The following is a 570-nucleotide window of genomic DNA, read 5'->3' on the forward strand; positions in this document are numbered from 1 at the left end:
CGGGAGCAAACTTCATGATTATCGCATCTCACTGTTTTTATGTTCAGAGGTGTCGCACTTCGTACTTGAATCCAAGGCATATAACAAACTGTTTAAGAGTGATTCAGCACGCTTGGCATTTTCAGTATGCGGTGATTTCGGTGTTTAAGTGCAATGCGGAGGCATAGTCATTGCGTGCTTCACACCTTAATTGGGCGTTATGTGCAAGGAGGTAGCGTGATTAAAATGGTTGCTACTTGGTTTCATATGAACCAAAAAACTATAACTATATTTGCGGTTTTTCTAGTAATAGGCTTACTTTATTTTCCGCTTTCAAAGTTAGCAGATGGGGATGAACTTGTGACAGGCTTGGTTTCGGGTAGAGGATATGTATCAACACAGACTGGAAATGTTGGTTATGTTCGAGTGAGTCTTGTTAACTCCCATTCTCATCAATTAATTCGTATTGGTGAGCCTGAATTTATATTTCAAAAAGCAGGTGATTGCACATAATAAAGCATTTAAGAGTGACTCACAACGCTTGGCGATTTCAGTTTAAACTTGGCTTTAGTGTTTAAGGTGCAGTGGTTT

At 39.5% G+C, this 570-nt stretch carries 1 protein-coding gene; it reads left to right on the forward strand.

The window, feature by feature from the left end; all coding sequences use genetic code 11:
* Positions 1-216: 216 nt before the first annotated feature.
* Entirely contained in the window at positions 217-492 is a 276-nt protein-coding gene (locus ACQEXS_RS22545) for a hypothetical protein (protein WP_427015282.1), read from the forward strand.
* Positions 493-570 lie beyond the last annotated feature (78 nt).

The sequence above is a fragment of the Vibrio sp. TRT 17S01 genome (assembly GCF_050113695.1).
GTDB lineage: Bacteria > Pseudomonadota > Gammaproteobacteria > Enterobacterales > Vibrionaceae > Vibrio.